This window comes from Pseudomonas sp. GW822-FHT04H02, from assembly GCF_058800645.1.
Map to the genome: position 1 here is coordinate 584,601 of NZ_JBXAMM010000004.1, position 16,646 is coordinate 601,246.

The 16,646-nt window shown below is 65.4% G+C and carries 16 protein-coding genes; 13 read left to right on the forward strand and 3 right to left on the reverse strand.

The genetic code is table 11. From position 1 onward, the window contains the following. Positions 1 to 18: 18 nt before the first annotated feature. On the reverse strand, positions 19 to 540 hold the full coding sequence (locus tag AC1RMG_RS20045) for an SgcJ/EcaC family oxidoreductase (RefSeq protein ID WP_053152622.1): 522 nt from the start codon (positions 538 to 540) through the stop codon (positions 19 to 21). A 173-nt stretch (positions 541 to 713) separates the two neighbouring features. Between AC1RMG_RS20045 and AC1RMG_RS20050 the strand changes: the two genes are divergently transcribed. The 4 genes from AC1RMG_RS20050 to AC1RMG_RS20065 are packed head-to-tail and all read left to right on the forward strand — an operon-like array spanning position 714 to position 5,312. Beyond that, a complete protein-coding gene (locus AC1RMG_RS20050; protein ID WP_019094128.1) occupies positions 714 to 1,874 on the forward strand; it encodes a sensor histidine kinase in 1,161 nt (386 codons plus the stop codon). Further along, on the forward strand, positions 1,871 to 2,539 hold the full coding sequence (locus AC1RMG_RS20055) for a response regulator (RefSeq protein WP_011062112.1): 669 nt from the start codon (positions 1,871 to 1,873) through the stop codon (positions 2,537 to 2,539). The genes AC1RMG_RS20050 and AC1RMG_RS20055 overlap by 4 nt, the downstream gene beginning before the upstream one ends. Next, a complete protein-coding gene (locus AC1RMG_RS20060) occupies positions 2,536 to 4,863 on the forward strand; it encodes an ATP-binding protein (RefSeq protein ID WP_493170047.1) in 2,328 nt (775 codons plus the stop codon). Before AC1RMG_RS20055 ends, AC1RMG_RS20060 begins: the two co-directional genes overlap by 4 nt. Continuing rightward, positions 4,860 to 5,312: a response regulator gene (locus tag AC1RMG_RS20065; protein WP_015636233.1), complete on the forward strand. Its 453-nt coding sequence runs from the start codon at positions 4,860 to 4,862 to the stop codon at positions 5,310 to 5,312. Before AC1RMG_RS20060 ends, AC1RMG_RS20065 begins: the two co-directional genes overlap by 4 nt. Positions 5,313 to 5,496: 184 nt before the next feature. Here the strand turns inward: AC1RMG_RS20065 and AC1RMG_RS20070 are convergent, their stop codons facing one another. Then, positions 5,497 to 6,294 carry an AraC family transcriptional regulator gene (locus tag AC1RMG_RS20070; protein WP_103291395.1) on the reverse strand — a complete coding sequence of 266 codons (798 nt, stop codon included), beginning with the start codon at positions 6,292 to 6,294 and terminating at the stop codon, positions 5,497 to 5,499. An 85-nt stretch (positions 6,295 to 6,379) separates the two neighbouring features. Here AC1RMG_RS20070 and AC1RMG_RS20075 point away from each other — a divergent pair, with 85 nt between their 5' ends. The 6 genes from AC1RMG_RS20075 to AC1RMG_RS20100 all read left to right on the forward strand — a co-directional run bounded on the left by AC1RMG_RS20075 (position 6,380) and on the right by AC1RMG_RS20100 (position 11,326). Then, positions 6,380 to 7,378, forward strand: a complete 999-nt coding sequence (locus tag AC1RMG_RS20075) for a bile acid:sodium symporter family protein (protein ID WP_015636235.1) — start codon at positions 6,380 to 6,382, stop codon at positions 7,376 to 7,378. 104 nt (positions 7,379 to 7,482) lie between these two features. Further along, entirely contained in the window at positions 7,483 to 8,511 is a 1,029-nt protein-coding gene (locus tag AC1RMG_RS20080) for a hypothetical protein (protein ID WP_493170049.1), read from the forward strand. Between the two features lie 134 nt (positions 8,512 to 8,645). Continuing rightward, positions 8,646 to 9,290, forward strand: coding sequence for a hypothetical protein (locus tag AC1RMG_RS20085; RefSeq protein WP_493170051.1), 645 nt, complete (start codon positions 8,646 to 8,648; stop codon positions 9,288 to 9,290). Positions 9,291 to 9,383: 93 nt separating this feature from the next. Then, positions 9,384 to 10,106: a CPBP family intramembrane glutamic endopeptidase gene (locus AC1RMG_RS20090; protein ID WP_493170053.1), complete on the forward strand. Its 723-nt coding sequence runs from the start codon at positions 9,384 to 9,386 to the stop codon at positions 10,104 to 10,106. Between the two features lie 113 nt (positions 10,107 to 10,219). Then, on the forward strand, positions 10,220 to 10,621 hold the full coding sequence (locus AC1RMG_RS20095) for a hypothetical protein (protein WP_015636239.1): 402 nt from the start codon (positions 10,220 to 10,222) through the stop codon (positions 10,619 to 10,621). A gap of 84 nt (positions 10,622 to 10,705) precedes the next feature. After that, on the forward strand, positions 10,706 to 11,326 hold the full coding sequence (locus AC1RMG_RS20100) for a LysE family translocator (protein ID WP_011062117.1): 621 nt from the start codon (positions 10,706 to 10,708) through the stop codon (positions 11,324 to 11,326). A 12-nt stretch (positions 11,327 to 11,338) separates the two neighbouring features. Here AC1RMG_RS20100 and ptrR read toward each other — a convergent pair whose 3' ends face one another. Further along, positions 11,339 to 12,217, reverse strand: coding sequence for a putrescine utilization regulator PtrR (ptrR, locus tag AC1RMG_RS20105; protein ID WP_011062118.1), 879 nt, complete (start codon positions 12,215 to 12,217; stop codon positions 11,339 to 11,341). Between the two features lie 101 nt (positions 12,218 to 12,318). On the opposite strand from ptrR, the gene AC1RMG_RS20110 reads away from it, so the two are divergent. From AC1RMG_RS20110 to AC1RMG_RS20120, 3 genes are all read left to right on the forward strand, one after another. Further along, entirely contained in the window at positions 12,319 to 13,710 is a 1,392-nt protein-coding gene (locus AC1RMG_RS20110; RefSeq protein WP_493170055.1) for an aldehyde dehydrogenase family protein, read from the forward strand. A gap of 216 nt (positions 13,711 to 13,926) precedes the next feature. Beyond that, the gene (locus tag AC1RMG_RS20115) at positions 13,927 to 14,205 is read left to right on the forward strand and encodes an Arc family DNA-binding protein (protein ID WP_065363278.1); all 279 of its coding nucleotides are present in this window, start codon (positions 13,927 to 13,929) and stop codon (positions 14,203 to 14,205) included. 231 nt (positions 14,206 to 14,436) lie between these two features. Further along, the gene (locus AC1RMG_RS20120) at positions 14,437 to 16,620 is read left to right on the forward strand and encodes a TonB-dependent siderophore receptor (protein WP_493170057.1); all 2,184 of its coding nucleotides are present in this window, start codon (positions 14,437 to 14,439) and stop codon (positions 16,618 to 16,620) included. Positions 16,621 to 16,646 lie beyond the last annotated feature (26 nt).

Genomic DNA, 16,646 nt, shown 5'->3' on the forward strand with positions numbered 1-16,646 from the left:
AGGTGACAGGAGCCTGGATCAGTGGCTGGCTTGCAACTGCGGCTGCACTTGCGGCATGGCCGAAGAGTGGTGGTTGAGGATTTTCCACTGCCCGCCCAGGCGCTCGTAGAGAAAGGTGTAACGGGCCTGGACCTGCTGTTTCTTGCCGTCGGCGGCAGTCAGGGTGAAGGTGTAGACGCCGCTGTCCATGGCCGCATCCGGGCCCAGGTGACGAATCTCCCGGTAGTTGATCTGGCCCACCGGCCGCGAGGCCATGAAGTGCTCGAAGTAGTCCTGGATCTGCGCGTGGGTGCTGCGCACCTGGTTGGAGACCGTGGGTTGCAGCACTGCATTGGCCGCATAGAGGCTGACCACGGCTTGTGGGTTGCCGGTCTGCAGGGCGCTGTTCCAGCGGTCGAAGAGGCCGGCGATTTCCCGGTCCTGCAGGTTCTGCGGCTGCTCGGCCACGGTGCGGTACACGTAAGGGGTGGCTTCCAGGGCCTGAGCCAGTGGCGCGCTCAGCACGAAGAACAGGGCCAGGGCGGTGCTTTTCAGTTTCATTCACGGACTCCAGTGGGTTTCAATGAGCCCCACTGTGCCCCGGGCCGTCGCCCCTGCCATCGGCCAACTGGAGCCTGCGGCCTATGCCATTTGGCAGATAGGCGCGATACCGGGCACGGGGGTCTAATACCCTGCCCCGAGCCACTGCACCGCCCCCACCCTGGAGTTTCCCGATGCCCAGCCCGCCCCTCGATCCCGCCAGCGCCCTGGCCCTGCGCAGCCAGTACCGGCAGTCGCAAAGCCGCGCCGCGCGCCTGCGGCTGCTGGTGGACACCGGCCAGGAGCTGCTGCAACTGCCCCCCGGACAGATGCGCCAGCGGGTGGTGCAGCGGGCCTGCGCCTTTGTCGCCATGGACCAGGGGCTGTTGCTGGAATGGAGCAGCGACGGCGTGGCCCACGCCAGCGCCGAACAGGGCCACGGCGAATGCCTGCAAGCCCTGCGCGCCGTGGCCGGGCAGGCCCAGTGGCTGGAGCGCCCGCTTGCGCAAACCGGGGTGCTGCGCGTACTGCTGCACCGCGCCGACGGCCAGCCCTTCGGCGCCCTGCTGCTGGCCAACAGTGTGCCCATCAGCGCGCCGGACAGCGAAGACCTGGAATCCCTGCAACTGCTGGCCACGCTGTTGGCCACGCACCTGGAAAACCAGCGCCTGCTGCAGGACCTGCAAGCCCGGGAGCGCAGTATGTCGGAGCTGGTGCAGCGCCTGTTCAGCGCCCAGGAGGATGAGCGCAAGCGCGTCGCCTACGACCTGCACGACGGCCTGGCGCAAACCCTGGCCGGGTTGCACCAGCGCCTGCAGGGTTTCGCCGGGCGCTGCCCGCCGCTGCCGGAGCCCCTGCACGATGAACTGCAGACCATCCTGCAACTGGCCCAGGGCTGCGTCGGCGAAGGCCGGCAACTGATCGGCGGCCTGCGCCCCCATGTGCTGGACGACTTCGGCCTGTTGCGGGCCATCGACCGCGAGGCCGACCGCCTGCGCGACGCCGGGCTGGCGGTGCACTGGCAGCAGCGCTACCCGGAGCGCCTGCCGGCGGCCCTGGAAATCGCCCTGTTCCGCATCGCCCAGGAAGCCATCAACAACATCCTCAAGCATGCCCGGGCCCACAGCGTCAGCCTGAACCTGGCCCTGGAAGCAGGCCAGGCGGTGCTCGGCATCAGCGACGACGGCGCAGGTTTCCAGCCGGCATCCGGCCAGGGCATCGAACAGTTGGGCCAGGTGGCCATGCAGGAACGCGCCCATTTGCTGGGCGGGCGTTTCACCTGCCACAGCCGGCCCGGCAGCGGCACGCGGATTCTCGCCCGCGTCCCCGTCCCCTCCCTGGAGCACGCGGTATGACAGCGGTGATACGCCTGGTCCTGGCGGACGATCATGAAGTCACCCGCACCGGCTTCATCGCCCTGCTGGCGGGCAACCCGGAGTTCGAGGTGGTGGGGCAAGCCAGGGATGGCGAGCAAGCCCTGGCCCTGTGCGAGCAACTGCGCCCGGACCTGGCCATCCTCGATATCCGCATGCCCCTGCTCAACGGCCTGGGGGCCGCGCGCCTGCTGCAACAGCGCCAGCCCGAGGTCAAGGTGGTGATCTTCACCATGGACGACAGCCCCGATCACCTGGAAGCCGCCATGGCCGCCGGCGCCGTGGGCTACCTGCTCAAGGACGCCAGCCGCGAAGAGGTGCTCGACGCCCTGCAGCGCGTGGCCCGCGGCGAAGAGGCGCTCAACAGTGCGGTCAGCGCCCGCCTGCTGCGGCGCATGAGCGAGCGCGGCAACGGCCAGGCGCCCCAGGCTCAGGCCCTGACTGCCCGCGAGCGCCAGGTGCTGGGGCTGGTGGCCGGCGGCTTCAGCAACCGCGAGATCGGTGAAAAGCTGGGCATCACCACCGGCACCGCCAAGGCCCATGTGGAACGGGTGATCGGCAAGCTCGGCGCCGCCGACCGCACCCAGGCCGCGGTGCGCGGCATGGCCCTGGGGCTGGTGGCGCAACCTGCCGGGCAGTGGCCGTGAACCTGCTCAGCGCCCGGCGCTGGGCCGACCTGCCGCTGCGGGGCAAGGCGCTGGTGGTGATCTCCCTGCCGTTGGTGATCCTGCTGCTGTCGCTGGTGCTGATCTACAGCACCGAGCGCCAGACCGCCCGCGCCGAGGAGGACGTGCGCCGGGTGCTGCTGGTGCAGGGCGATATCCAGGCGGTGCACACCCTCCTGGCCGAGGCCGCCGCCAGCGTGCGTGGCTACCTGCTGACCCGGCGCGAGGACTTTTTACCCGCCTACCTCCAGGCCCGGCCGCAGATCGAGGCCGCGCTGCAACGCCTGGACCAGAATGTCCAGGACCCGCGCATGCGCGACTACCTGCAGACCATCACCCCGCTGATCCGCACCAAGCTCGACGGCCTGGTGGCCCTGCGCAACGGCAGCCGCGACGACGCCGCCACGGTGACCGCGATCCTGATCGACAACAAGCAGGTACTGGACGTGCTGCGCGAGCAGATCAGCGCCATGCGCGTGCGCGAGGATGCGCTGCTGGCCGAACGTAGCGCAGCCGCCGCGGCAACCCGCATGCGCCTGCTGTTCGCCACCTTGCTGGCCGCCGGCTGCGGGCTGTTCGGCGCCATCGTCGCGGTGCTGTTGCTGTCCCGGGGCATCGTCACCCGGGTGCAGCAGGTACAGGGCAATGCCCAGCGCCTGGCCCTGGGCCAGCCGCTGCGCCCGCAAGCGCCGGAACAGGATGAAATCGGCCAGCTGGGCACGCGCCTGGTGGAGGCCGGGCAACTGCTGGCCGAGCGCGAACGGGCCCTGCGCGACAACGAGGAACGCCTGCGGCTGATCATCGACGGGGTCAAGGACTACGGGATCTTCGCCCTGGACACCGCAGGCCGGGTTACCACCTGGAACGTCGGCGCGGAACGGATCAAGGGCTACAGCGAGCAGGAAATCATCGGCCGGCATTTTTCCCTGTTCTACCTGCCCGAAGAGTGCCCCCAGCACCCGGACATGGCCCTGCGCGAGGCCACCGCCCACGGCCACTACATGGAGGAGGCCTGGCGCTGTCGCAAGGACGGCAGCCGCTTCTGGGCCAGCGTGGTGATCACCGCGCAGTACGACGCCAGCGGCGCCCTGCGCGGTTTTTCCAAGATCACCCGGGACATCACCGATCGCCGTGCCGCGGAAATCGCCCTAGGCACCGCCCGCGAGGAAGCGGAAAGCGCCAGCCGCGCCAAGAGCGAATTCCTCTCGCGCATGAGCCACGAACTACGCACGCCGCTCAACGCCATCCTCGGCTTCGCCCAACTGCTGGACATGGATTCCAATGCCGGCCAGCGGCCCCAGGTCGGGCATATCCTGCGGGCCGGGCAGCACCTGCTGGGGCTGATCAACGAGGTGCTGGACATTGCCCGTATCGAGGCCGGGCGCCTGCCGCTGAACGTCGAGCCCATGGCCCTGGCGGCGGTGCTGCACGAAGCCCTTACCCTGGTGTCACCCATGGCCGCGGACGCCGGCATCACCCTGGCGCCGCTGCCGGAACTGGCGGCGGACAGCGGCGTGATCGCCGACCGCCAGCGCCTGATCCAGGTGCTGCTCAATCTGCTGTCCAACGCCATCAAGTACAACCGCGCGGGTGGCCGGGTCAGCATCGACGTGGCGATCGAGGCATCGCGCCTGCGCCTGAGCGTGCTCGACACCGGCGCCGGCATCACCGCCGAGCGCCTGGAGCGCCTGTTCAAGCCCTTCGAACGCCTGGACGCCGACCCCAGGGTCGAAGGCACCGGCCTGGGGCTGGCCCTGAGCAGGAGCCTGCTGGAAATGATGGACGGCAGCCTGGGCGTACAGAGCACCCCGGGCAGCGGCAGTTGCTTCACCCTGGAGCTGCCCTTCGTGCGCCTGGCCGCTGCAGCCGCCGTGGCGCCCTGCAACGCCCCGGCGCTGAACGTGCCGGCGCCACTGCCCGCAAGCCGCTACCAGGGCAAGGTGCTGTGCATCGAAGACAACCTGCAAAGCCTGGCGCTGATCGAAACCCTGCTGCAACGGCGCCCGGGCATCCGGCTGCTGTCGAGCATGCAAGGCCAGATGGGCCTGGACCTGGCCCGCCAGCACGCGCCGCAGATGATCCTGCTGGACGTCAGCCTGCCGGACCTGCCCGGCCTGGAGGTGCTGCAACGCCTGCGGGCCTCCAGCGCCACGGCCGACACCCCGATCCTGATGATCACCGCCGACGCCAGCGAACCGACCCGGCGCGCCCTGCTCGACGCCGGGGCCACGGCGATCCTGACCAAGCCCATCCACATCCCGGTGTTCTTCGCCCACCTCGATGCCTGTCTCCCGGAGCTCCCATGACTGCCGATCTGCGCATCCTCATCATCGATGACCAGCGCCCCAACCTCGACCTGATGGAACAGCTGCTGGCCCGCGAAGGGCTGCACAACGTCCTCAGCAGCACCCAGCCGCTGCGCAGCCTGGAGCTGTTCAACAGCTTCGAGCCGGACCTGGTGATCCTCGACCTGCACATGCCCGAGTTCGATGGCTTTGCGGTACTGGAACAGCTCAACCGACGGATCCCGGCCAACGACTACCTGCCGATCCTGGTACTCACCGCCGACGCCACCCGCGACACCCGCCTGCGGGCGCTGGCCCTGGGCGCCCGGGACTTCATCAGCAAACCGCTGGATGCCCTGGAAACCCTGCTGCGGATCTGGAACCTGCTGGAGACCCGGGCCCTGTACAAGACCCTGCGCACCCTGGTGCCGCCGGAGCGCATCGAACTGCTGCGCCCACCAAGAACCTGACCTGCCACGCCTTGTCGCGTCAGTCGCACCTGCCGCACCGCCGCCCCCTGTAGCCGCTGCCGCAGGCTGCGAACGGTCGCGCAGCGGCCGCCGGACGGGCGCCACGGTGTGCCAGGAACCCGGTTCGGGTCTGCTGCGCAGCCCATCGCAGCCTGCGGCAGCGGCTACAGGAAGCTCGGGGGGGTCAGAGGTCGCGGAAGAACTCCCCCGGGGTGGCGTCGAACTGCTGGCGAAAGGCGGCGATAAATGCCGAGGTCGAGTCATAACCACAGGCCAGCGCCACATCAGTGACCCGCTCGCCCTGCTCCAGGGGAGTCAGGGCGCCCAGCAGGCGCAGGCGCTGGCGCCAGGCACGGAAGGTCAGCCCGGTGTCCTTGAGGAACAGGCGGCTGAGGGTCTTCTCCGTCACCCCGAGCTTCTGGCTCCACTGGCCCAGCGTCGTGGCCTGCTCCGGGTGCGCCTGCAGGCTGCGGTAGATCGACCGCAGGCGCACGTCGTGGGGCAGCGGCAGCATCAGGTCCAGCTGCGGCGCGGCGGCCAACTGGTCCAGCAGCACCTGGGCCAGGCGCCCGTCGGCGCTGTCCTCGACATATTCCACCGGCAATTCACTGAAGGCGCGGATCAACTCCCGCAGCAGGCTGCTGACCGCCAGCACCTGGCAGCTGTCCGGCGCCGCCCAGGTGGTAACGCTGCAATCGAGGTACAGGCTGCGCATCTCGGTGCGCGGCGAGCTGAACACCCGGTGCGGCACCCCGGCGGGAATCCACACCGCCCGTTGCGGCGGGGCGATAAAGCGCCCGCCGCTGGTCTGGATCTCCAGCACCCCGGCAATGGCGTAGGACAATTGCACCCACGGGTGGCTGTGGCGCCGGGTCAAGGCGCGATTGGGCAAGGATTCGGTGCGCCCGTACACCGGCCGCGGCAGGCTGGGCAAACCGGGAATACTGCGCCGGACGATCTTTTCATGTCCTTTAGGCGGCATTAACTGGCTCCTTGGCGTTAGTCGGTAAAACGCAGCCACGTTAGAGTCGCCCCACCGCACTTGGCAACCCCCGGATGATCCCGCTATGACTCGCTCGCGTCTTTTGCCCGACAACTTCACCCTGACCCTGATCGGCGTGGTGCTGCTGGCCAGTTTCCTGCCGGCCAGCGGCCAGGTGGCCATAGGTTTCGGCTGGCTGACCAACATCGCCATCGGCCTGCTGTTCTTCCTCCACGGCGCCAAGCTGTCGCGCGAGGCGATCATTGCCGGGGCCGGCCACTGGCGCCTGCACTTGCTGGTGTTCAGCCTGACCTTCATCCTCTTTCCCGTGTTGGGCCTGGCGCTCAAGCCGCTGCTGTCACCGCTGGTGGGCAACGACCTGTACATGGGCATGCTGTATCTGTGCGCCCTGCCGGCCACGGTGCAATCGGCGATCGCCTTCACCTCCCTGGCCCGGGGCAACATCCCGGCAGCCATCTGCAGCGCCGCGGCGTCGAGCCTGTTCGGGATCTTCCTCACCCCGCTCTTGGTAACCCTGCTGCTGAACGTGCACGGCGAAGGTGGCTCGACCCTGGACGCCATCCTCAAGATCAGCGTGCAGTTGCTGCTGCCCTTTATCGCCGGGCAGATCGCTCGACGCTGGATCGGCGCCTGGGTCGGGCGCAACAAGAACTGGCTGCGCTTCGTCGACCAGGGCTCGATCCTGCTGGTGGTCTACGGCGCCTTCAGCGAAGCGGTGAACGAAGGCATCTGGCACCAGATCCCGCTGTGGGAACTGGCCGGCCTGGTGGTGGCCTGCTGCGTCCTCCTGGCGCTGGTGCTGCTGGCGTCGAGCTTTCTCGGCAAGCTGTTCGGCTTCGACCAGGAAGACCGCATCACTATCCTCTTCTGCGGCTCGAAAAAGAGCCTGGCCACCGGCGTGCCCATGGCCCAGGTGCTGTTTGCCGGCAGCACCATGGGCGTGCTGATTCTGCCCCTGATGCTGTTCCACCAGATCCAGCTGATGGTCTGCGCGGTGCTGGCCCAGCGCTACGCCAAGCGCCCGGAATCGGTGGCCGAGCTGATGGGCCAGGTCGACCCGTAGCCTTTCCTGCAAGGCGGCCCGGCGGCTGGCCGGGCCTGCGCGCAGATGGCGGTGAAGATCGCGCAATGGCATGATGCCGCGGCGAAAATCATCAAGGACCGCTGATGTTTCCCCATCGAATTCAAGCCCCCAGCCAGGCCGACCTGGAACTGCAGGTTAGCGCCAGGCTGGAGGCCGATGACCAGGCCCAGGTCATCGTCCAGTTCGCCAAGGCCGAACAGTACGACGACGAACTGCTGAGCCAGCTCGACACGCTCTGCGCCCGTTTCGGCGAGCGCCTCAATGTGCGTTTCTACAGCCACTATCCGGGCAGCGCGTTTGACGGCCGCACCTTGCTCGCCCTGCCCAATGTCCACTCCCTGAGCCTGGATTGCCTGGACACTCTGGAACACTTCGAAACCATTGGCAGCCTGCACAAGCTCAAGGATTTCGCCCTGCAAGTCATCAGCGCCGACCTGCCGGGCCTCTTGGCCCTGCCCAACTTGAGGGGGCTGCGAACGCTGCGCCTGTCCCTGGACAAAGGCCCGGCCATAGACCTGGCGCCCCTGGCCACCATGGCCGAGCTGCACACCCTGTCCCTCAGCGTGCAAAGCCATCACCTGGACGTACTGAGCCAGTGCCCGGGCATCCGCCACCTGGACCTGCATCGCATGCCGGCCAAGACGCCCCTGGGCATGGTCGCCGGCATGACCGGCCTGCACAGCCTCTCGGTGACTTTCGGCAGCCGTGAACAGATGCCGGAGCTGCGCAATCCCCAGGTCAAGGAACTGGAGATCATGCGGGTGCGCGGCCTCAACCGCCTGGACCTGGATGGCTTTCCCCTGCTTGAAGTGTTGAAGATCGAGGACCAGGCGCAACTGAGCCAACTGGACCTTGGCGGGGCGCCGCAGTTGCGCAAGATGAGCCTGATCAACCTCAAGACCCTGGGGGAACTCAGCGGCCTGAAAACCTCGAACATCGCTGACCTGCGCATCATCAAGGCCCCACAGTTGGATCTGCTGACACTGATCGACAGCCACCTACCGGCCAGCGTGCAGCACCTCAAGCTGCTCAGTGGCAAACGCGCCGTAGACAAACAGCTCGACGCCCGGCAACAGCAGCTGGGCATTCCTGAACCCCGCGGCCCCTATTGACCCACCCTTGTAGGCGCGAGCTTGCTCGCGAAGGACGTCAACGATAACGCGCACTTGCAGGGAACAGGCGGCGCTTTGGAAATCATCGCGAGCAAGCTCGCTCCTACAGATCGGTGTTATTCCTTGGAGATCCCATGTCCTTTGTCCGTGAATTTGCCCCGTTCCTGCTAAACCACCTAAAAGAAGAGCGCCAGCACATCCTCAAGTCCATCGCAGTCAGCGTCGCTGCCGAGCTATGGCTGAGCCTGGAGTCAGCGGCGCTGCTGGATATCAACCGCGACCAGTTCGGCCTCGGCGGCCAGCTGGATGAGCGCCGCAACGTACCTCGCTGGCTGATCGCTGCCGAACGCCGCAAGGTGGATGTCTGGGTTGAAGACAGCTACGGCGAACATCCCTCCACCGCTATCGAATTCAAAGTGATACACAACAACAAGAATGCGTATGACAAGATTCGGCAAATTCGCAGGGACCTGATCAAGCCCATTCCCCACACCGCGCCTGACGAACACATCGAACGCTGGGGCATCGTGCTGCTGACCTACTCGCGCTTCTACAGCGACCAACGAGGCAACTATGTCTACGGCAAGTTCGCCAACCGTGATGCCTTTCTCCAAGCCTTCAGGCATGCACTGAGCGATGACGCTGACCGTTACACGGGTACCCCTGAGCTGGAGCTGGCGATGGAGCCGATTCAGGTCGCCGATCTGGAAGGCGCCCACTACATCGAACCGGAGAAAGAGGCCGGGGTGTATCTGGCGCTGGTCAAGCGCAAAGGCTGAATGCCCTTTGCAAGCGCCACCTGGAAGCGGTTCCCGGCGGTCGACGATAGTGGCACTATGCCGCCCCGTTTATCCCGCATTCATGGAGTGACTGTGACTCATCTGTTTTCCCCGCCTGGGGTCTGCGCCCCTGAGCGTTCTACCTACCGGTTCTTTCCCAGGGTCGGCCTGTTTATTCTGGCCACCCTGTTATACATCCTGGCGGGAATACCCGGCATCCTGCTGGTGCCGCCACAGATGCAAACCTATCTGATATTCATCAGCACCCAGGGCCTGGGCATGCTGCTCTTGCTCGGCCTGTTCTGGCTGCAGTACCGCCAGCATTTCAGCGCCGCCTGGCGCGGACGGGTAATACGCCGTCCTCTGGGCATAGGCGCTGCATGCATGGTGGCCGCCTATGTGCTGTGCGGGGTCGCCATCCTCATGCTCGGATCTCCTGAAGAGGCGTTCATGGCCGAATTGCTGGCGGGCCTGAACGGCTGGCAAACCCTGATCAAGATCGCCTCACTGATGGTGCTGCCCCCCATCGTTGAGGAGTTGTTTTTCCGCTATTACCTGCTGCGCCTGTTTCCGTATGAAAACAGCCAAGTCTGGAAATGGATCGCCGTTATCGTCAGTGCGGCCATCTTCGCCGGGCTTCACACCCAGTACGGCAACGGCACGACAATGGCCCTGATCTTTGTCAGTGGCTGCATTTTCGCGGTCGCCAGAATAGTCAGTGGCGGCCTTCTGGTTCCGATCCTCCTGCATTCAATGGCCGAGGTTCTCGGGATGTCCCTGGACACGCTGTTCAGAATGGCAGGGCTGTTCGGCTGAGGAGCCGCAGTGTCAGGACGAATGATCATTCGTCCTGATGGCCCAAGGCCAGAAACTGCCTCAAGCACTTAGCACCGACCTTCCTTTGTCCTACCCGCCCTCAGGCAAACCCAATGACACGCAAAATCGAAGACCTGGCTAGGCACTACCTGCTCAATCAGTTCACCCATGCCGATTATCGCTTTCATCCCAAGGAGCCGGGAGACCGTGGCTTTGATCTGTGGCTGGAACAGAACGGCGAACCCCGGCAAAAGGTCGAACTCAAGGCCACCAAAGCCAGGTACCTCAGACCCAGTAACATCTTCGCGCAGCTGGTGTTCAACGCCAAAATCGAAAGGCAGTTGTTCGAAAGTGGCGAAACAGTGATTGTCAGGGTCTTCATGGGCTCCTCGCCACCGCAGGTTTTCATTGTCACCAACGCTGTTCTCTCCAGCGGAGCACGGTTGAAGGAAGAGGCCAGGTACGTACTGTGTGGCAAGCTCAACTATGAGGACTCGATTACCAGCCTCGGTTGAGTATCCAGTGTACGAGCGCAGCATCAGGCCCTCAGGCCACTTACCGGTCCGTTTTTAACCTGTGCCCCTAACTCCGGAGCCCCCATGTCCATCACTGAGAATCTCCTGGCCTTCACCCTGGCTGCCACGCTACTGACCCTGACCCCGGGCCTGGACACCGCCCTGGTGCTGCGCACCGCCACGGTAGAAGGCCGGCGGCAGGCGCTGCGCGCGGCGTTGGGCATCAATGCCGGCTGCCTGATCTGGGGCGCGGCTGTGGCCTTCGGCCTGGGGGCCTTGATCGCGGTGTCGGAACTGGCCTTCAACCTGTTGAAGTACTGCGGCGCCGCCTACCTCGCCTGGCTGGGACTGAACATGCTGCTGCGCCCGCGCCACTCGTTTGCTCCCACAGGCGCGAACAGCGACCCCGGCACCAACTGGTTTCTCAAGGGCATGCTGGGCAATGTGCTCAACCCCAAGGTGGGAGTGTTCTACGTGTCCTTTCTGCCGCAGTTCATTCCCCAGGGCCAGCCGTTGGTGGCCTGGACCTTCGGCCTGGTGAGCATTCACGTGGTACTGGGGCTGGTCTGGTCGCTACTGCTGATCGCCGCCACCCGGCCCCTGGCCGGTGTGCTGCAGCGGGAAAAGGTGATCCAGTGGATGGACCGCACCACAGGGATGATCTTCGTACTGTTTGCCGCTCGATTGGCCTTGAGCAGGCGTTGAACATCGCTCCCCTCAAACCTCAGCCAGCACCGCCCCACGCTCCTCCAGCAGCTTCACAAAACTGCTCAAACTCTGGGACACGGTGCCGCGCCGCCAGACCAGCCAGGTGCGCAGGAAGCGAAAACGCGGGGACAACGGCCAGACGCTGACCGTGGCGCAGCCGGGCATGCTTTCCAGCATGCTGCGGGGCATCAGCGCCAGCCCGGCGCCGGCGCTGACGCAGGCCAGCATGCCGTGGTAGGACTCCATTTCATGGATCTTGCCCGGCACCGCGGCGTCCTGGGTGAACCAGCTTTCGAAGTGATGACGGTAGGAGCAGTTGGCGCGAAAGGCGTAGATGCTTTCGCCGTTGACCTCCCGCGCCCGGGTAATCGGCGCATGGCCCAGCGGGGCGATCAGCACCATTTCCTCCTCGAACACCGGCAGCCCTTCCAGGGCCGGGTGGCGCACCGGGCCGTCGACGAAGGCGGCCACCAGGCGGCCGGACAGCACGCCGTCGATCATGGTCCCGGAGGGGCCGGTGGACAGGTCCAGTTCCACCTTGGCGTACTGCTGGTTGTAGGCCGCGAGCAGCGCCGGGATGCGTACCGCCGCCGTGCTTTCCAGCGAGCCCAGGGCGAACGGTCCCTGAGGCTCCTCGCCGGCTACGGTCAGACGCGCCTCGGCCACCAGGTCGAGAATGCGCCGGGCATAGTCGAGGAAATTCCAGCCGGCGGGGGACAGGCGCATGCGGCTCTTCTCGCGGATAAACAGCTCCACCCCCAGGTCCTGCTCCAGTTGCTTGATCCTGGTGGTCAGGTTCGACGGCACCCGGTGGATCAGCTGCGCGGCGGCGCTGATGCTGCCCTGCTCGGCAACGGCCTTGAAAATTTCCAGCTGGACCAGATCCACGGCATTCTCCAAACGTGAACGACTTGCTCAATATTATTCAGTTTTCAGCAAAGATCCAGCACCGTAACCTGCTGCCATTCCCACCCGAGCAGGACGGTGCCATGAGCCTTGTTTCCAGCCACACCCACGCCTTGTCGATCAACCCCGCCACTGGCGAGCAGATCGGCGCCTACCCCTACCAGTCCGAGGCTGAGCAGGACGCCGCGCTGAGCCGTGCCGCCGCTGGTTTCGCCCAGTGGAAACGCCAGAGCATCGCCGAGCGCGCCAGCCGCCTGAACGCACTGGCCCAGGCCCTGCGGGACAACAGCGAGGCCATGGCCCGCATGATCAGCCTGGAAATGGGCAAGCCCCTGCCCCAGGCCCGGGGCGAAATCGAAAAGTGCGCCCAGCTGTGCCTGTGGTACGCCGAGCACGGCCCGGCCATGCTGGCCCCGGAAGCGACCCTGGTAGAGAACAACAAGGCACGCATCGAGTACCGGCCACTGGGCCCGATCCTCGCGGTGATGCCGTGGAACTTCCCGATCTGGCAGGTGCTGCGCGGCGCGGTGCCGGCGCTGCTGGCGGGCAACACCTACGTGCTCAAGCACGCCCCGAATGTCATGGGCAGCGCCTACCTGCTGCTGGACGCCATGCAGCGCGCCGGTTTCCCTGAAGGGGTGTTCGAGCTGCTCAACGTCACCCCGGACGGCGTATCCGGCGCCATCGCCGACCGCCGCATCGCCGCCGTGACCCTCACCGGCAGCGTGCGCGCCGGCATCGCCATCGGCGCCCAGGCCGGCGCCGCGCTGAAGAAGTGCGTGCTGGAACTGGGCGGCTCCGACCCCTTTATCGTGCTCAACGACGCCGACCTCGACGAAGCGGTCAAGGCCGCGGTGATCGGGCGCTACCAGAACACCGGCCAGGTCTGCGCCGCCGCCAAGCGCCTGATCATCGAGCAAGGGGTGGTCGCGGAGTTCACCCGCAAATTCGTCGAAGCCACCCGCGCCCTGGTCATGGGCGACCCACTGGCCAGCGACACCTATATCGGCCCCATGGCCCGCTTCGACCTGCGTGACGAGCTGCACCAGCAGGTCCAGGCGACCCTGGCCGAAGGCGCCACCCTGCTGCTGGGCGGCGACAAGGTCGAAGGCGCAGGCAACTATTACCAACCCACGGTGCTGGCCAACGTCACCGAGCAGATGACCGCCTTCAAGCAGGAACTGTTCGGCCCGGTGGCCGCCATCATCAGCGCCCGGGATGCGCAACACGCCCTGGAACTGGCCAACGACAGCGAGTTCGGCCTCACCGCCACGATCTTCACCCAGGACCTGGAACGGGCCCGGCAGATGACCGACGAGCTGGAAACCGGCGGCGTGTTCATCAACGGCTACAGCGCCAGCGACCCCCGGGTGACCTTCGGCGGAGTGAAAAAAAGCGGCTTCGGGCGCGAGCTGTCGCACTTTGGCGTACGCGAATTCTGCAATGCGCAGACGGTGTGGCTGGATCGCCGTTGAGGCTCGGTGACCACGTCATAGGCTGAACGACCCCGGTGAAAAGCGGACCTGAATCAGGTCCGCTTTTTAATCGGATTAGAGGCCGGTTCTGGTGCGAATCAGAACTTTCCTAATGAAAAATCGTCGTTTTTTTCATTCTTTTAAGAATTTTCTTGAAGCAAGCAAGCCTGCCTCATTCTTATGATGCTGCTCTTTGGCATTACTCTGAGGTCCGCTATGTGCTCCTCCCTGCAAAAGTTCATCGTTCGTCTTCCAGGCGACCTGCACAACCAGCTCAAACACATTGCCAAACGAGAAAACCGCAGCATGAACAATGAAATCGTCGACCGCCTGGAAAAGTCCCTGGTCGTCGATGAAACCCGCGAGATGAATGAGAAGCTCATCAGCCTGCTGCTGCGCAAGGTCGATTCCATGGAGGAGCGGATCAAGTACCTGCAGATGGGCCACCCGGAGCCCGAGCAGGATTGCCCACCGCCGTGTTACGCAAGGACTTGAAGCGGCCACTCCCGCCACGCGACCTTCTGCCTCTCCCGCCTTTACCCCCTCGCTGCAGCTTGTATGATGGCGCCTGCCCGACAGTACCCAGCGGCAACCGCCAGGCCCCGGCCTGATGCCCGCAGGGCTCCCCCGCTGTTCCTCACTACACACGCAGGTCGACGCTCCTAGCCTTCCCAGGAACCTCCCCCGGCTTCTGCCATGGGGCCGCGTCGCCTTCTAGGATTGTTCATGAGCCGGATTCACCCGACTGCCCCCGCGCGCACCTGCAGCTCAGCTTTGCCCCTCAACCGCCTGACCCTGGGCCTGCTGCTGGCCGGCAGCAGCGCCGTGGCCAACGCCGCGGGCACCCAGTTGCCGACCCAGACCGTCAGCGGCGAAGAGCCCTACGGCTATCGCGCCGACAGCGCCTCGGTGGGTGGTTTCAGCGAAGCGCCCTTGCTGGATACCCCGGCCTCCATCAGCGTGATCAATGAAGACATGATCCTCGACCAGCAGGCCCGGCTGCTCAGCGACGTGCTGAAGAACGATGCCTCGGTGGGCCAGAGCTACGCGCCGGTGGGCTACTACGAAAACTTCGAGGTGCGCGGCTTCTCGCTGAATGCCGCCAGCAGCTACAAGATCAACAACCGCACCATCACCGGCGAGCAGAACGTCGCCCTGGAAAACAAGCAGCGGGTGGAATTGCTCAAGGGCCTTTCCGGCCTGCAAAGCGGGGTCAGCGAGCCCGGCGGGCTGATCAACTACGTGACCAAGCGGCCCACGGACATTCGTTCGGTGACCGTTTCCACCGACGACCGCGGCAGTGGCTACCTGGCCACCGATGTCGGCGGCTGGTTCGGCAGCGAACAGCAGTTCGGCCTGCGTGCCAACCTGGCCCATGAAGACCTGCACTCCTACGTCGAGCACACCAATGGTCAGCGCGACTTCGCCTCCCTGGCCCTGGACTGGAACATCAGCCCCGACGCCCTGCTGCAACTGGACATCGAATACCAGAACAAGCAGCAGCGCTCGGCACCGGGCTATCAACTGCTGGGGGGCTCCAGCCTGCCCCACCACGCCTCGCCGAAAAGACTCCTGGGGCACCAGAGCGGGTCAAAGCCGGTGACCAATGAATCGCTGAACATCGGCGGCAATTTCGAGTACCGCTTCAACGATGACTGGAAGGGCAACCTCAGTGCGTCGCGCAGCAAGGTGGTGATCGATGACTACAGTTCGTTTGCCTGGGGCGGCTGTACCACCGGCTGCATCAATGCCAACGGCAACTACTTCAGCCCCGAAGGCAACTACGACATCTACGACTTCCGCAGCCCCGACGACACCCGGCGCAACGATGAAGTGCAGGCGGTGCTCAATGGCCGCTTCGACACCGCAGGCCTGGGCCATGAGTTGAGCGTGGGGACCAGTGCGTTTCGTCGTGTGGTGGACCGGCGCGAGTCCATCAATCAATGGATTGGCACGGGCAATATCCAGAACGAGCCTGAGAACTTCGGCCGCTACGACGGCGCCCTCAACGACACCCACAAACGCCTGGACAGCCGCCAATACGGCCTGTTCCTCAGCGACCGCATCAGCTTCAACGAACAGTGGCAGACCGTCCTCGGCGGGCGCGAAGTACGCCTCGACGAAGAGAGCTTCGACAAGGACGGCGTGCGCGATCGCCACACCCAACGCTATGTATTCCTGCCCCAGGCCGCGCTGATCTACAAACCGATCAACAACATTTCGCTGTACACCCAATACAGCAAGGGCCTGAGTCTGGGTGGCCAGGCCCCCTGGTTCGCCAGCAACAATGGCGAGACCCTCGCCCCCACCGTCTCCCGGCAGATCGAAGCCGGGGTCAAGTACGACTGGCAGCGCATGAGCTTTACCGCCGCCCTGTTCCAGATGCGCCAGGCCTACCAGTACTCGCGCCCCGATGCCTCCGGCGGTTTCACCTACGTCCAGCAGGGCCAGCAAAAGAACACCGGCCTGGAGCTCTCCGCCAACGGCTGGGCCACCCAGCGCCTGCAGATTGCCGCCAGCGTCGCGGCGATCCGCTCCCGGGTCGAGGGCACCGGTACCCCGGCCTACGAGGGGCACCAGACCCTCAACGTCCCGCGCCTGCGAGCCAGCCTGCAGGGCGACTACGCCCTGCCCTGGCTTGACGGCCTGGCCCTGCTGGGCGGCATGCAATACAGCGGCAGCAAATACGCTGACCGCCAGGGCAACGTCGCCACCGGCGCCTACGCCATCTTCAACATCGGCAGCCGCTACAGCACCCGCATCGATGGCTACGACACGGTGTTTCGCCTGACCGTGGACAACCTGTTCGACAAGCGCTACTGGCGCGACACCGGGGAATACATGGGCGACGACTACCTGTTCCAGGGCGCGCCGCTGACGGCTCGGTTGAGTGCTTCGGTGAATTTCTGATGCAGACGGCCCCTACCTACCTCTCC